Consider the following 13,999-nt stretch of genomic DNA (forward strand, 5'->3'; position numbering starts at 1 on the left):
GCCGGCCGGATGCCGGTCCGGTCTGGTGGTGCCCTGCATGTGCGGCCGTTCATACATATGATCGCGCCGCCTCCTCCAGTGTTCACGGAGGAGGCGGCGCGGTCACAGGGCGCGCGCGGAGCGAATCAGTGCGCCGCCACGGGCTCCGGCGCGTTCTTCAGCTCTTCGTCGCCGGATTCGGCGCTGTAGTCGCCCGGCCGGGTCTCGTCCGGCCCGTCCGGCGCCTTGACCGCCCGGAGCACCAGGGTGAGCACCACCGAGACGACCAGGTTGAGCACGAAGGCGGTGAGGCCGATGTAGCCGAGCTCGCCGATGCCGGGGATCTCGGCGGCGTTCCCGCCGAAGTGCTTGGTGGCGGGGCTGGCGATGTCGTACGCCTCCCAGGTGCCGTAGATCATGCCGACCGCCCAGCCGGCGAACAGCGCCCAGTGGTGGAACCACCGGGTGAACAGGCCGCCGACGATCGAGACGAAGGTCTGCAGGATCCACAGCCCGCCGAGCAGCTGCAGGTTGATCGCCGCCTGCTTGTCCATGCTGAGCACGAAGACCAGCGCGCCGACCTTGACCAGCAGCGAGGCCAGCTTGGCGACCCTGGTCTCGTCGGCGGGGGTGGCGGCCGGCTTCAGGAACTCCTTGTAGACGTTGCGGGTGAAGAGGTTGGCCGCCGCGATCGACATGATGGCGGCCGGCACCAGCGCGCCGATCCCGATCGCCGCGAAGGCCACGCCGGTGAACCAGTCCGGGAACATGTTCTCGAACAGCTGCGGCACCGAAAGCTGGGCGTTGAACTTCTTGTCGCCCTTGCCGATGCCGGCCGCGATCGCCATGAAGCCGAGCAGCGCCAGCAGGCCCAGCATCAGCGAGTAGGCGGGCATGATCGCCATGTTGCGGCGGACGGTGTTGCGGGACTTCGAGGCCAGTACGCCGGTCACCGAGTGCGGGTACATGAAGAGCGCCATCGCCGAGCCGATCGCCAGCGTGGCGTACGTCCACTGCTTGTTCTCGGGCACGGTGAGCGAGCCGGCCGACTTGGGAGCGCTGAACTTCTCGCCGACCGCGTCGAAGATGTGCCCGTAGCCGCCGAGCCGCAGCGGGATGTAGATCACCGCGACGATGATCACGATGTAGATCAGGGCGTCCTTGACGAAGGCGATCAGCGCCGGCGCCCGCAGCCCGGAGGAGTAGGTGTAGGCGGCCAGCACGCCGAAGGCGATGAAGAGCGGCAGGTCCTTGACGAACCAGTTGGCGTTCTCCCCGCCGCCGACGCCCAGCACGTCCAGCACCGCCTGGATGCCGACCAGCTGGAGCGCGATGTAGGGCATCGTGGCCAGGATGCCGGTCAGCGCCACGACCAGGGCGAGCGGCTTGGACCCGTACCGCCCGCGCACGAAGTCGGCCGGGGTGACGTAGCCGTGCACCCGGGAGACCGACCAGAGCCGGGGCAGGAAGAGGAAGACCAGCGGGTACGCGATGATCGTGTACGGCACCGCGAAGAAGCCGGCCGCGCCGGTCGCGTAGACCGCCGCCGGGACGGCGACGAAGGTGTAGGCGGTGTAGAGGTCGCCGCCGAGCAGGAACCACGTCACCCAGGTCCCGAAGCTGCGGCCGCCCAGGCCCCACTCGTCCAGGTGCAGGGCGTCGTCGGCCCGGCGCCAGCGCGAGGCCATGAAGCCCATCACGGTGACCAGCACGAAGAAGAGGACGAAGACGGTCAGGGCCGGTACGTTGACGCCGGTCATCGCGCGCCACCCGCCTTGCGGGCCTTCTCGTCCCGGTTGATCAGCAGGTACGCGGCCACCGTGAAGACGGCCGACACCGGCACCCAGAGCAGCTGGTACCAGTAGAAGAAGGGCACCCCGCCCGCCTCGGGGTCGGTCTTGTCGTACGAGGACACCCAGAGCATCGCGACGATCGGCACGAGCAGGGCGAGCCCGGCCAGGACCCGTTCCGGCGTCACCGCCGGCACGGCCGCCGGGCCCGGTGGCTCGGGCATGACAGGTTCGGTGGCAGCAGGATCTGACGACATGGTTCGGCTCCGCTCCAGAGGGCTCACCCCGACGGCGCCGCAGCCCCGGAGCACCGCACAGCCCCCCGGAACCCGCCGAGCAGCACCACTGGTGATCGACAGTCAATACGGGTGCGAAATCTAGAGCATGGCGTGATCTGTGTCACCGGGAACGACAGAACTTCCCGCATTCCGGACGCTCCGCGCGCCGGGGCGGGCCGCCGCGCGCCGGGCCCGTGCACGAAGGCACCGGCGTACGCCGTGCGTACGCCGGTGCCGGGAGAGCGGTGGGGGAGCGGCCGGAAGCCTACTCGGGGCGCTTGAGCCGGGTGATGAACTTGTACCGGTCGCCGCGGTAGATGGACCGCACCCACTCGACCGGGTCGCCGTCCGCGTCGAAGGAGTGCCGGGCGAGCTGGAGCATCGGCAGCCCGAGGTCGGAGCCGAGCAGCCCGGCCTCGCGCGGGGTGGCCAGGGTGGTCTCGATGGTCTCCTCGGCCTCGGCCACCGTGACGCCGTACACCTCGCGCAGGGCCGTGTACAGCGAGTTGTGCTTGGCCAGGTTGCGGCGCAGGGCCGGGAAGCGCTTCGCGGAGAGGTGGGCGACCTCGATGGCCATCGGGTCGCCGTTGGCCAGCCGCAGGCGCTCGATCCGCAGCACCCGCCCGCCGGGCTTGATGTCCAGCAGCGGGGCCAGCCGGTCGTCGGCGGTGATGTAGCCGATCTCGATCAGCCGGGAGGTGGGCTCCAGGCCCTGGGCGCGCATGTCCTCGGTGTAGGAGGTGAGCTGGAGCGCCTGGGCGACCTTGGGCTTGGCGACGAAGGTGCCCTTGCCCTGGATGCGCTCCAGCCGCCCCTCGACCACCAGCTCCTGGAGGGCCTGCCGGACGGTGGTGCGCGAGGTGTCGAACTGGGCGGCGAGTGCCCGTTCGGGCGGTACCGGGGTACCGGCCGGCTGGGTCTCGGTGAGCTGCAGCAGATGGCGCTTGAGGCCGTAGTACTTGGGCACCCGCGCGGTGGCGTCCGCGCCGGTCTGCGCGGGGAGGTTCTTCACCTGGGGGTCGTTGACCTGGGCCGTGCTGCCCCCGTCGCTGCTCATCGGACCTGTCTCCCGCTTCTCGCGGGGTCTTTGGGCGCCCCGCCGCATCGTTAACAACTCACATCGTTGCATGTATGGCTACGGAACGAATACCTCATCACGCGATGAACGATGTGCGGTGTCGGCTTGATAACGGGTGGTCCGGATCGGTCTAAGAGCCGTTGACAGGCCCATTGGTCTAGGCCAAGCTCCAGGCATCTGGTCTACACCACTAGATCGGTAACTATGAATCCCCCCACCCGTTCGATGGGCTCCGCGGCACCTTTCCTCCCGCTTTATGTGGGTCTGCCGCTGCCACCCGACGGGGGTCACTCAGGCATCCCTCAGGAGGATGGCGTGAAGCGTCAGCTCATCGCGGCGGTCGGCGTCGCAGCAATGGTCGTCGGCCTGGCGGCTTGTGGTTCGGACGCCAAGAGCGACGGCGACAAGGCCGGCTCGTCCTCGTCCGCCGCCAAGAACTACAGCGGCAAGACGCTCAAGGTGTGGCTGATGTCCGGCTCGGCCCCCAAGGGCTGGGACGACGCGGTCAAGACCGAGTTCGAGTCCACCTACCCGGGCTCCAAGGTCGAGTACCAGATCCAGGAGTGGACCGGCATCGGCCCCAAGGTCACCGCGGCGCTGTCCGAGGGCTCGGTCGACGTCCTCGAGGTCGGCAACACCCAGACCGCGGGCTACGCGGCCACCGGTGGTCTGCTCGACATCACCAAGGACAAGGCCGCCCTGGGCGGTGCCGACTGGAACGACAACCAGAGCGAGTCCGCGATCCTGGACGGCAAGCAGTACGCCGCCCCGTGGTTCGTGACCAACCGCGTGGTCGCCTACAACAAGGAGATCTGGGGCAAGGCGAACATCACCACGCCGCCGAAGACCCTGGACGAGTTCTACGCCGACCTGGAGAAGGTCAAGGCCGTCCCCGGCGTCACCGACCCGATCTACATGCCCGGCCAGGAGTGGTACACCTACTTCGGTCTGCTCACCAGCGAGGGCGGCAAGCTGGCGAAGAAGGACGGCGACAAGTGGGCCGGCGGTCTGTCGACCCCCGAGGCGCAGAAGGCCTTCGACACCTACAAGAAGCTGCAGAGCTACTCGGCCACCGCCGCCAAGGACGGTGACGAGGCCAAGCCGCAGCAGAAGGACGTCTTCGCCAAGGGCGACATCGGCTCGATCATCGGCCTCGGCTGGGAGATCCCGACCGAGAAGGAGATGCCGAAGGAGAAGATCGGCTACTTCCCGCTCCCGGGCAAGACCGCCGACAAGGCCTCCGGCGTGTTCCTCGGCGGCTCGAACCTGGCCATCGCCCAGGCGAGCAAGAACACCGACATGGCCAAGGACTTCCTGAAGATCGCCCTCAACGACAAGAACGAGGGTCTCGTCGCGGGTGCCGGCAGCATCCCGAACAAGAAGTCGCTGGACGACAAGGTGGTCGGCGACTTCGCCGCCGCCGCCAAGGTCGCCGCCTCCTCCGGCGGGATCACCCCGACCACGCCGAACTGGGCGAGCGTCGAGAACAACCCGAACCCCATCAAGGAGTTCCTGACCGGCGCCCTGACCGGTGACTACGCCGCCGCCGCCAAGAAGGCCGACGACGAGATCGCCAAGCGTCTGAACGCCAAGCAGTAGTAGTCGAGCGGCGTCGCTCACCGGCCCCCGGCGGGGGGCCGGTGGGCGGCGCCTGTCCGTCGTGGTCAGGTTCCAGGAAGAGAGAACGATGGCTGTGCATTCGGAGCGGGTGCAGACACAGTCCCCGGACACAGGGAAGGCTGCTGTGGCCACTATTGAGACGAGCGTCGCCGGCGGCGCCGAGGGCACTCCGAAGAAGAGCACCAGAACAGCGGGCGGACCGGGCTTCGGCACGCGGTTCGCCCCGTACCTGCTGCTGCTGCCGGCCACCGTGGTGACCCTGGGCCTGCTGGGCTGGCCCCTGCTGAAGACCGTGCTGGTCTCGTTCCAGAACCTGAACGCGCGCCAGCTCGTCCAGCACCTGACCGAGTGGAACGGCTTCGAGAACTACACCGAGCAGCTGACCAACGCCGACTTCTGGGCGGTCACCGGCCGGACGGTCGCGTTCACCCTGGTCAACGTGGTCCTGATCATGGTCGGCGGTTCGCTGGTCGGCCTGCTGCTCAACCGGCTCGGCAAGAAGATGCGGCTGGTGCTCTCGGTCGGCCTGCTCCTCGCCTGGGCCATGCCGGTGGTCGCCGCGACCACCGTCTACACCTGGCTGTTCGACACCCGCTTCGGTGTCGTGAACTGGTTCCTGGACCAGCTGGGCTGGCACTCGATGGCCGCCTACAACTGGACCGGCAGCCAGTACTCCACCTTCTTCGTGATCATCCTGCTGATCGTCTGGGGCTCGATCCCCTTCGTGGCGTTCAACATGTACGCCGGTCTGACGACCATCCCGAAGGAGCTCTACGAGGCGGCCCGGATGGACGGCGCCGGCCCCGCCAAGATCTTCACCTCGGTGATCTTCCCCAGCCTGCGGCCGTTCTTCCTGGCCACGACCTTCCTTGAGGTCATCTGGGTCTTCAAGGCCTTCACCCAGGTCTACGCGATCAAGGCGGGCGGCCCCGACTCGCTCACCCGGACGCTGCCCGTCCACGCCTTCCTGGAGGGTTCCGGCGCCCAGCACTACGGGACCGGCGCCGCGATCGCGGTGCTCACCATCCTGATGCTCGGCGTGCTGATGGCGTACTACTTCCGGATCATTCTGAAGCAGGAGGACGAGCTGTGAGGCGCTCGCTCATCGGACGTACCTGGCCGAACGTGATCGCGCTCGTCCTCTTCGTCTTCTTCATCTTCCCGGTCTACTGGATGGTCATCACGGCCTTCAAGGACGACAAGGACATCGTCAGCCGGACGCCGGTCTTCCTGCCGATCCACGCGACGTTCGACCACTTCACCACGGCGGTCAACGCGCCCAAGTTCTGGACGTACGTCACCAACAGCTTCACGGTGACGGTCGTCGCGGTGCTGATCTCGCTGGTGATCGCGACCCTGGCGTCCTTCGCCATCGCCCGGATGCGGTTCCGCGGCCGCAAGGCCTTCGTCCTGGTCGTGATGGCGGCGCAGATGGCGCCCTGGGAGGTCATGACCATCGCGGTCTACCTGATCGCCCGCGACAGCGAGATGCTGAACAGCCTGGTCCCGCTGACCGCCTTCTACATGATGATGGTCCTGCCCTTCACCATCTGGACGCTGCGCAGCTTCATCGCCGCCGTCCCGAAGGAGCTGGAGGAGTCGGCGATGGTGGACGGCTGCACCCGCACCCAGGCCTTCGTGAAGGTGATCTTCCCGCTGCTCGCCCCGGGCCTGATGTCGACCTCGCTGTTCGGCTTCATCACCGCGTGGAACGAGTTCCCCCTGGTCCTGATCCTGAACAAGACCGAGGGGCAGACCCTGCCGCTCTGGCTGTCCTCGTTCCAGACCAACTTCGGCACCGACTGGGGTGCCACCATGGCCGCCTCGACGCTGTTCGCCCTCCCGGTGCTGATCCTCTTCGTATTCCTCCAGCGCAAGGCCGTCGGTGGCTTGACCGACGGTGCAGTGAAGGGCTGACGCGACGTGAGCATCCTTGTCCCCACCCTCCCGGCCAGCGACCAGCTGCACCGTGACGCGCTGACCGTCCTGCAGCCCGGCTTCGTCGGCACCGAGCCCCCGGAGTGGGTCCGCCGCCACCTCGCGGCCGGCCTCGGTTCGGTCGCGCTCTTCGACCGCAACGTCACCGGTCTCGACCAGCTGTCGGCGCTCACCAGGGCGCTGCGCGAGGAGAACCCCGACCTCCTGATCGCGATCGACGAGGAGAGCGGCGACGTCACCCGCCTGGAGGCCGGCTCCGGCTCCTCCTGGCCGGGCAACTTCGCCCTCGGCGCGATCGACGACCCGGCGCTGACCCGCGACGTCGCCCGCGAGCTGGGCCGCGCGCTGGCGGCCGCCGGCGTCAACTACAACTGGGCGCCCACCGCGGACGTCAACTCCAACCCGCGCAACCCGGTGATCGGCGTCCGCTCCTTCGGCGCCGACCCGGAGCTGTGCGCCCGGCACACCGCGGCCTGGGTCGAGGGCCTGCAGTCGGCCGGCGTGGCCGCCTGCTCGAAGCACTTCCCCGGGCACGGCGACACCGCGGTCGACTCGCACCACGGCCTGCCGGTGATCGACGTCGACCTGACCACCCTGCGCGCCCGCGACCTGATCCCGTTCCAGGCCGCCATCGCGGCCGGGACCAAGGCCGTGATGACGGCCCACATCATGATCCCGGCGCTCGACCCGAAGCTGCCGGCCACGCTCAGCCCCCGCGTGCTGCGCGACCTGCTGCGCGCGGCCCCGGTCGACGGCGGCCTCGGCTACCAGGGCCTGATCGTCAGCGACGCGATCGAGATGGGCGCCATCGCCGACACCTTCGGCATGGGCGAGGGCACCGTCCTGGCCCTGGCGGCCGGTGCGGACGCGATCTGCGTCGGCGGCGGGCTGGCCGACGAGGACACCGTGCTGCTGCTGCGCGACGCCATCGTGGCGGGCGTGCGGGCCGGCAAGCTCCCGGAGGAGCGGCTGGCCGAGGCCGCCGACCGGGTGCGCGCGCTCGGCAGCTGGGGCCGGATCGCGGCCCAGGGCGAGCGGCTGGAGCCCGATCTGGCGGTCGGCCTGCGGGCCGCCCGCCGCGCGCTGCGGGTGGTCCGGGCGCCGGGCCGGGAGGCCCTGCCGGTGACCGAGCGCCCGTACGTGGCCTCGTTCTCCGACGAGCCCAACATCGCCGTCGGCGCGGTGACCCCGTGGGGCGTGGCCGACATGCTGGCCGACCGCTTCCCCGGCACCCGCACCCGGGAGGTCGGTCCGAAGGACGCCGCCCCGGAGCAGCTGGACGCGCTGGTCGCCGAGGTGGTGGCCGGCGCCGAGGGCCGCCGCCTGGTGCTGGTGGTCCGCGACGCGCACCGCTACGCCTGGATGTCCGCCGCGCTGTCCCGGCTGGTGGCGGCCCGCCCGGACGCCGCGGTGGTCGAGATGGGCCTGCCGCAGTCCGAGCCGGTCGGCGCGCTCCACATCGCCACCCACGGCGCCGCCCGGGTCTGCGGGCTGGCGGCCGTCGAGGTGCTCACCGGCCAGTCGGGAGCGATCGGCTGAGGTCCCGTCGGACCGTGACCCCGGGGGCCGGGAAGGCCTCCGCGAGCGGGCCCGTCATGCGCATGGCGCATGGCGGGCCCGTTCCGTTTTCCCGCCGTTGGCCTGCGGCGTTCCCAGATGACGGTGTTCCCTCAAATCGGCCTTAAGACAGTCTTAAGTTCTACTTAGGGTGATGACGTCGCAACTGATCGCCACGGGCTACAACAGGTCTGCAACGTCCTTGTCGGCCTGGCCATTTGGCGTTGACACCGCCAGTGGTCTAGGCCAGGCTCCAGTCCATCCGGTTCGAACTTCAACCTCACCGGATGTGGTATAGGCCCTTCCTGAAGCACTTCGCCGTCCCCGCCCGGATCCCTCCCGGCGGACGCGCCATCACGCTGCCGGCGGGCACAGGCTCTAGCACCCTCGGAGGATGGCGTGAAGAAGCGTCAGCTCATGGCGACGTTCGGGATCCTGGCGCTCGCCGCCGGATTGACGGCCTGTTCCTCGGGCGGCTCGCCCTCGGGCGACGGCAAGGCCGCCACGGCGGACCCGAAGTCCGCCACCGGCACGGTCACCGTCTGGCTGATGGACGACGCCCAGAAGAACTGGCCGGACCTCGTGCAGCGGGTGAACGACGAGTTCGCGGCGAAGTACCCCAACGTCACCCTGCGGCTGGCCTACCAGGGGTGGGCCGACAAGGTCGGCAAGCTGGACAAGGCGCTCGCCGAGGGCAACGCCCCCGACGTGGTGGAGCTCGGCAACACCGAGACCATGAAGTACGTGCTCGCCGGCGCGCTGGCCCCGGTGGAGCGCTCCAGCTTCGACAACTCGGACGCCTGGATCAAGGCGCTCGCCAACACCTGCACCTACCAGGACAAGCTCTGGTGCGTGCCGTACTACGCGGGCGCCCGGGTCGCCATCTACAACGCGACGGCCTTCCAGACGGCCACCGGCAGCGCGGAGTTCCCCAAGACCGAGGACGAACTGAAGGCGGCCCTGGACAAGGTCGCGGACAAGAACAAGGCCGACAAGGGCTACTCCGCGCTCTACCTGCCCGGCCCGTACTGGTACGCCGCGATGAGCTACGTCTCCGCGTACGGCGGCGCCATCGCCCGCTTCGACAGCGCCGGGAACTGGCACGGCACGCTCAGCGACCCGAAGTCCCAGCAGGGGCTGAACCACTTCGTCGACCTGGTGCGCAAGTACAACAAGGGCGACCTGGCGGTCAACGAGCAGAACCAGTTCGAGGCGATGGCCCGCGGCCACGCCGGGGCCTTCTACGGCAACGGCTACGAGGCCTCCAGCGTGACCGCGCCGGTCACCGGCGACCCGACCCTCAAGGACGCCGTCAAGCTGGCCACCATGCCCGGCCCGGGCGGCAAGCCGCTGCCGACCTTCATCGGCGGCTCGGACCTCGCCGTCACCGCCAAGTCGCCGTCGGCCGCGCTGGCCGCCGACTGGGTCCGGATGTTCACCAGTACCAAGTCCCAGCAGGCGCTGGCGGACAAGGACATCCTGCCGAACAACCTCACCCAGCTGAACCCGCTGAAGAGCAAGCCGGCGACCGCCGCCGCGGCCAACGCGGTGCCCGACGCCTGGTTCACCCCGCTGGCGCCGGGCTGGGGCGCGATCGAGAAGCAGAAGATCCTGCCCGACATGCTCACCGCGATCCTCAAGGGCAACAAGCCGGTGGACCAGGCCGCCAAGGAGGCGGACGCCGCGATCGACCAGCTGATCAACAAGCAGGGCTGAGCCCCGCCGGCGGGGCCGGTGCCCCGGGGAGAGCCCCTTCCGGACCACCGGGAGGGGCTCTCGGATGTGCCGCGCGGGGGAGTCCCCGTACGATTGCCGCAGGAATCACGGAACCACCGCAGCGAGTGTGCGGACTCGCCGCCGTAGAGGTCCTCGCCGGGCATCCCCGTCCGGGCGGGGTCGAACCATCTCATCGGAGGCACATCCTGATGTCCGACCCGCAGACTGCCCCCGTCCCCGGCCGGATCATGGCGGCGGAGATGGCCGAGCAGCCGGCCGTCCTGCGGCGCATCCTCGACGAGGGCGCCCCGAAGATCTTCGACATCGCGGCCCGGATCGCCGCCCGCAACCCTCGCTTCGTCCTGCTCACCGCGCGCGGCACTTCCGACAACGCGGCGCTCTACGCCAAGTACCTGGTCGAGATCCTGCTCGGCAAGCCGGCCGGTCTGACCTCGATGTCCACCACCACCGCGTACGGCGCCAAGCCGGACCTCACGGACGTGCTGGTCGTCACCGTCAGCCAGTCCGGCGGCTCGCCGGACCTCGTCGCCTCCACCAAGGCGGCCCGCGAGGCCGGTGCGATCACGCTGGCGGTCACCAACAACGCCTCCTCGCCGCTCGCGGAGGTCTCCGAGTTCCACATCGACGTGCTGGCCGGCCCGGAGAAGGCGCTGCCCGCCACCAAGACCTACACCGCCGAGCTGCTCTCGCTCTACCTGCTGGTCGAGGGCCTGCGCGGCGGCGACGGCACGGCCGCCCGCGAGCTGCCGGAGCTGGCCGCCGGCATCCTGGCCCGGCAGCCCGAGGTGAAGGCGCTGGCCGAGCGCTACCGCTTCGCCCAGCGCCTGGTCATCACCTCGCGCGGCTACGGCTACCCGACCGCCCGCGAGGCGGCGCTGAAGCTCATGGAGACCACCTACATCCCGGCCTCCCCGTTCTCCGGCGCCGATCTGCTGCACGGCCCGCTGGCCATGGTCGACAACGTCTCCCCGGTCATCGCGATCGTCCCGGAGGGCAAGGGCGGGGAGGCCCTGCAGCCGGTCCTGGACCGCCTGCGCGGCCGCGGCGCGGACCTGGTGGTCATCGGCCAGCGGCAGCAGGTGGACGCCGCCTCGGCGGGCTTCGTGCTGCCGGCCGGCGTACCCGAGGAGGTCCAGACGGTCCTGGAGATCCTGCCGCTGCAGCTGCTGGCCTACGAGGTCACCATCGCCCGCGGCCAGGACCCGGACGCCCCGCGCGCCCTGGCCAAGGTCACCGAGACGCACTGACCGCGGGCGCCACGACGCCGCACCCCCGTCCACGGGCCGTGGACGGGGGTGCGGCGTTTGAGCGGCCGGAGCGGTCCGCGGGTGTCCCGCCGGGGCGGGGAGCGCCCCCGGCCGGGGGCGGGAAGCACTACGGGCCACGGCGCCGACACGGGACCCTCAACCCATGCGGCACCGCAGCCCGGAGCTGTCGTCGGGCACCGGGACGACCGAGAACTGTGCGGGGTCCTCGCTCGGCGGTATCCGACCGAGGAGCGGCGTCGCGCGGTCAGGGCAGTTGCGCGGCGGCCTCTCCTTGGTGCTCTTTCATTGTGGACTAGACCAATCTGGGTTGTCCAGGGGACCCCGAAAATTGGTCTGGACAACCTGCGGTCACCCGCGCGCGGGCGGGTGCGCCACGTCCCCGCCCGGGACCTGGAGCTACGCTCGCCATGTGCCCTCGCTGAACGAACTCGTCCGCCGCCACACCACCCTGACCGGTGCCGACGTGGACTGGCTCCACATGCTGGTCTCGGAGTGGCAGCTGCTCTCCGACCTCTCCTTCGCCGACCTGGTCCTGTGGATCCCCACCTGGGACGGCATCCGGTACGTCTCGGTGGCCCAGATGCGGCCCAACACCGGGCCCACCTCCTACCAGGACGACATGGTCGGCCACCTCGTCCCGCGCGGCCGCCGGCCCCTGCTGGACGCCGCCTTCGACGAGGGGCGGATCGTGCGCGAGGGCGATCCGGAGTGGCGCGAGGAGGTGCCCGTCCGGGTCGAGTCGATCCCGGTGCGGCGCGAGGGCAAGGTGCTCGGCGTGATCGCCCGCAACACCAACCTGCTGACCGTCCGCACCCCCAGCCGGCTCGAACTCACGTACCTGCAGAGCGCCTCCGACCTGGCCCAGATGATCGCCGCCGGGACGTTCCCGTACCACGGTGTCGAGCAGACCGACATGGACGCCGCCCCCCGGGTCGGCGACGGCCTGATCCGGCTCGACGCCGACGGCATCGTCACCTACGCCAGCCCCAACGCGCTCTCCGCCTACCACCGCCTCGGGCTCACCACCGACCTGGTCGGCAGCCACCTCGGCCGGGCCACCGCCGAGCTGGTCCCGCCCTCGCGGTCGGCGGTGCACGAGGCGCTGGTGAAGCTGGCGAGCGGCTGGGCGCCGCGCCAGACCGAGGTCGAGGTGCAGGGCGGGGTGGTGACCCTGCGGGCGATCCCGCTGAAGCCCAAGGGCACCCTGACCGGCTCCCTGGTGCTCTGCCGCGACGTCACCGAGCTGCGGCGGCGCGACCGCGAGCTGATGACCAAGGACGCCACCATCCGGGAGATCCACCACCGGGTGAAGAACAACCTCCAGACGGTGGCGGCCCTGCTGCGGCTGCAGTCCCGCCGGATGGACTCGGACGCCGGCCGGGCCGCGCTGGACGAGGCGGTCCGCCGGGTCGGGTCGATCGCGATCGTGCACGAGACGCTCTCCCAGGCGCTGGACGAGCAGGTCGCCTTCGACGAGATCGCCGACCGGGTGCTGGCCATGGTGATGGAGCTGTCCCAGGACGGCCGGGTGGCGACCCGGCGCAGCGGGAGCTTCGGCATCCTCTCCGCCGAGGTGGCCACCCCGCTGGCGATGGTGCTCACCGAGCTGCTGCAGAACGCGCTGGAGCACGCCTTCGGGCCGTCCGCCTCCGGGAACCTGGAGGTCAGCGCGTTGCGCGGGCGGGCCCCGGCCACCGGCATGGGCTGGTCGGACAGCTGGAACGGCGGCGCCCGGCCGGAGGAGTACCTGCTGATCACCGTGCAGGACGACGGCCGGGGCATGCCGGAGGGATTCGACCCGCAGCAGGCGGGCAACCTCGGGCTGCAGATCGTCCGGACCCTGGCCACCGGGGAGCTGGGCGGCACCTTCGACATGGTGGCGGGACCGAACGGCGGCACCAAGGTGATCCTGGAGATCCCGGTGCCCTGAGCCGTCCCGGCTCGACGGACACGGCGCGGCACCCGGGGCGCAGTGGAGTGTGCCGGGGGCGTGTACCCGGAACGGGCGCCGGGTGCGCACCTCCGCACCACCGCAGGTGGCCGTCGGGAAGTGACCCGAACGGCGGGTGGCCGCCGCGCGTGACCGGACGCGGAAACAGAAACGAGGCCCTGTCGACCGGGGGGGGTGGGTCGACAGGGCCTCTCAACCCGTTCCGGCCGTCGGGGGGAGTCGGCCGGAACGGGGGCTCTGGGTGATACGACACCTCACCGGTGCGTTGCACACGGTGAGCGCCTCAGCTCCACAATATTGCTCTAAGTGAACAGTATCAAGTGCCTGGGCGGCCCGGTGTCGTCGGACCGTGTCGAGCAAGGTCCTTTGTACGGAAGGCTTCGCCAGGAAGTGCAGGGAAGCCCTTGATCATGTGTTGATCGGCACTGCGGTCACTGCTGGTGTTACGGCGTGTGATCAGGCGGTGCGGGCGCGGTTGCGGGCAGCGCGGCGCTTCATCGCGCGACGCTCGTCCTCGCTCATACCGCCCCAGACGCCGGCATCCTGGCCGGTCTCGAGCGCCCACTGCAGGCACTGCTCCATGACCGGACAGCGGCGGCACACGGCCTTGGCTTCCTCGATCTGCAGCAGAGCAGGACCGGTGTTCCCGATCGGGAAGAAAAGCTCCGGGTCCTCTTCGCGGCAGACAGCGCGGTGGCGCCAGTCCATGGTCGTCCAACTCCTCCTGCCGGCGGGGGTGACCCGATCGGCATAATCGATGGCTTGTGAATGTGAACGCTTTCACGAATCCCGCAACAGCAAAA

General features: G+C 70.0%; 11 protein-coding genes. 7 read left to right on the forward strand and 4 right to left on the reverse strand.

The genetic code is table 11. From position 1 onward, the window contains the following. Window positions 1–125 precede the first annotated feature (125 nt). The 3 genes from mctP to ABT263_RS23985 all read right to left on the reverse strand — a co-directional run bounded on the left by mctP (window position 126) and on the right by ABT263_RS23985 (window position 3,104). Window positions 126–1,739 (reverse strand): monocarboxylate uptake permease MctP, encoded by a 1,614-nt coding sequence (gene mctP / locus ABT263_RS23975; protein ID WP_352293106.1) that lies wholly within the window; start codon window positions 1,737–1,739, stop codon window positions 126–128. Further along, window positions 1,736–1,993, reverse strand: a complete 258-nt coding sequence (locus tag ABT263_RS23980; protein ID WP_329489545.1) for a DUF3311 domain-containing protein — start codon at window positions 1,991–1,993, stop codon at window positions 1,736–1,738. Before ABT263_RS23980 ends, mctP begins: the two co-directional genes overlap by 4 nt. A gap of 319 nt (window positions 1,994–2,312) precedes the next feature. Further along, window positions 2,313–3,104 carry a GntR family transcriptional regulator gene (locus ABT263_RS23985; RefSeq protein ID WP_329489546.1) on the reverse strand — a complete coding sequence of 264 codons (792 nt, stop codon included), beginning with the start codon at window positions 3,102–3,104 and terminating at the stop codon, window positions 2,313–2,315. A gap of 336 nt (window positions 3,105–3,440) precedes the next feature. Between ABT263_RS23985 and ABT263_RS23990 the strand changes: the two genes are divergently transcribed. The 7 genes from ABT263_RS23990 (at window position 3,441) to ABT263_RS24020 (ending at window position 13,175) form a co-directional block, all read left to right on the forward strand. Continuing rightward, window positions 3,441–4,724 (forward strand): extracellular solute-binding protein, encoded by a 1,284-nt coding sequence (locus tag ABT263_RS23990; protein WP_329489547.1) that lies wholly within the window; start codon window positions 3,441–3,443, stop codon window positions 4,722–4,724. A gap of 88 nt (window positions 4,725–4,812) precedes the next feature. Continuing rightward, window positions 4,813–5,838, forward strand: a complete 1,026-nt coding sequence (locus tag ABT263_RS23995) for a carbohydrate ABC transporter permease (RefSeq protein WP_329489548.1) — start codon at window positions 4,813–4,815, stop codon at window positions 5,836–5,838. After that, window positions 5,835–6,662: a carbohydrate ABC transporter permease gene (locus tag ABT263_RS24000; protein ID WP_329489549.1), complete on the forward strand. Its 828-nt coding sequence runs from the start codon at window positions 5,835–5,837 to the stop codon at window positions 6,660–6,662. The genes ABT263_RS23995 and ABT263_RS24000 overlap by 4 nt, the downstream gene beginning before the upstream one ends. Window positions 6,663–6,668: 6 nt before the next feature. Further along, a complete protein-coding gene (locus ABT263_RS24005; protein ID WP_352293108.1) occupies window positions 6,669–8,222 on the forward strand; it encodes a glycoside hydrolase family 3 protein in 1,554 nt (517 codons plus the stop codon). A gap of 435 nt (window positions 8,223–8,657) precedes the next feature. Further along, window positions 8,658–9,956, forward strand: a complete 1,299-nt coding sequence (locus ABT263_RS24010) for an extracellular solute-binding protein (protein WP_502885852.1) — start codon at window positions 8,658–8,660, stop codon at window positions 9,954–9,956. 209 nt (window positions 9,957–10,165) lie between these two features. Further along, window positions 10,166–11,224, forward strand: a complete 1,059-nt coding sequence (locus tag ABT263_RS24015; RefSeq protein WP_352293112.1) for an SIS domain-containing protein — start codon at window positions 10,166–10,168, stop codon at window positions 11,222–11,224. 430 nt (window positions 11,225–11,654) lie between these two features. Further along, entirely contained in the window at window positions 11,655–13,175 is a 1,521-nt protein-coding gene (locus ABT263_RS24020; protein WP_329489553.1) for a sensor histidine kinase, read from the forward strand. A gap of 477 nt (window positions 13,176–13,652) precedes the next feature. On the opposite strand, the gene ABT263_RS24025 is transcribed toward ABT263_RS24020, so the two are convergent. Then, on the reverse strand, window positions 13,653–13,904 hold the full coding sequence (locus tag ABT263_RS24025; RefSeq protein ID WP_014138019.1) for a WhiB family transcriptional regulator: 252 nt from the start codon (window positions 13,902–13,904) through the stop codon (window positions 13,653–13,655). Window positions 13,905–13,999: the final 95 nt, after the last annotated feature.

The organism is Kitasatospora sp. NPDC001603, from assembly GCF_040298365.1.
Lineage (GTDB): Bacteria > Actinomycetota > Actinomycetes > Streptomycetales > Streptomycetaceae > Kitasatospora.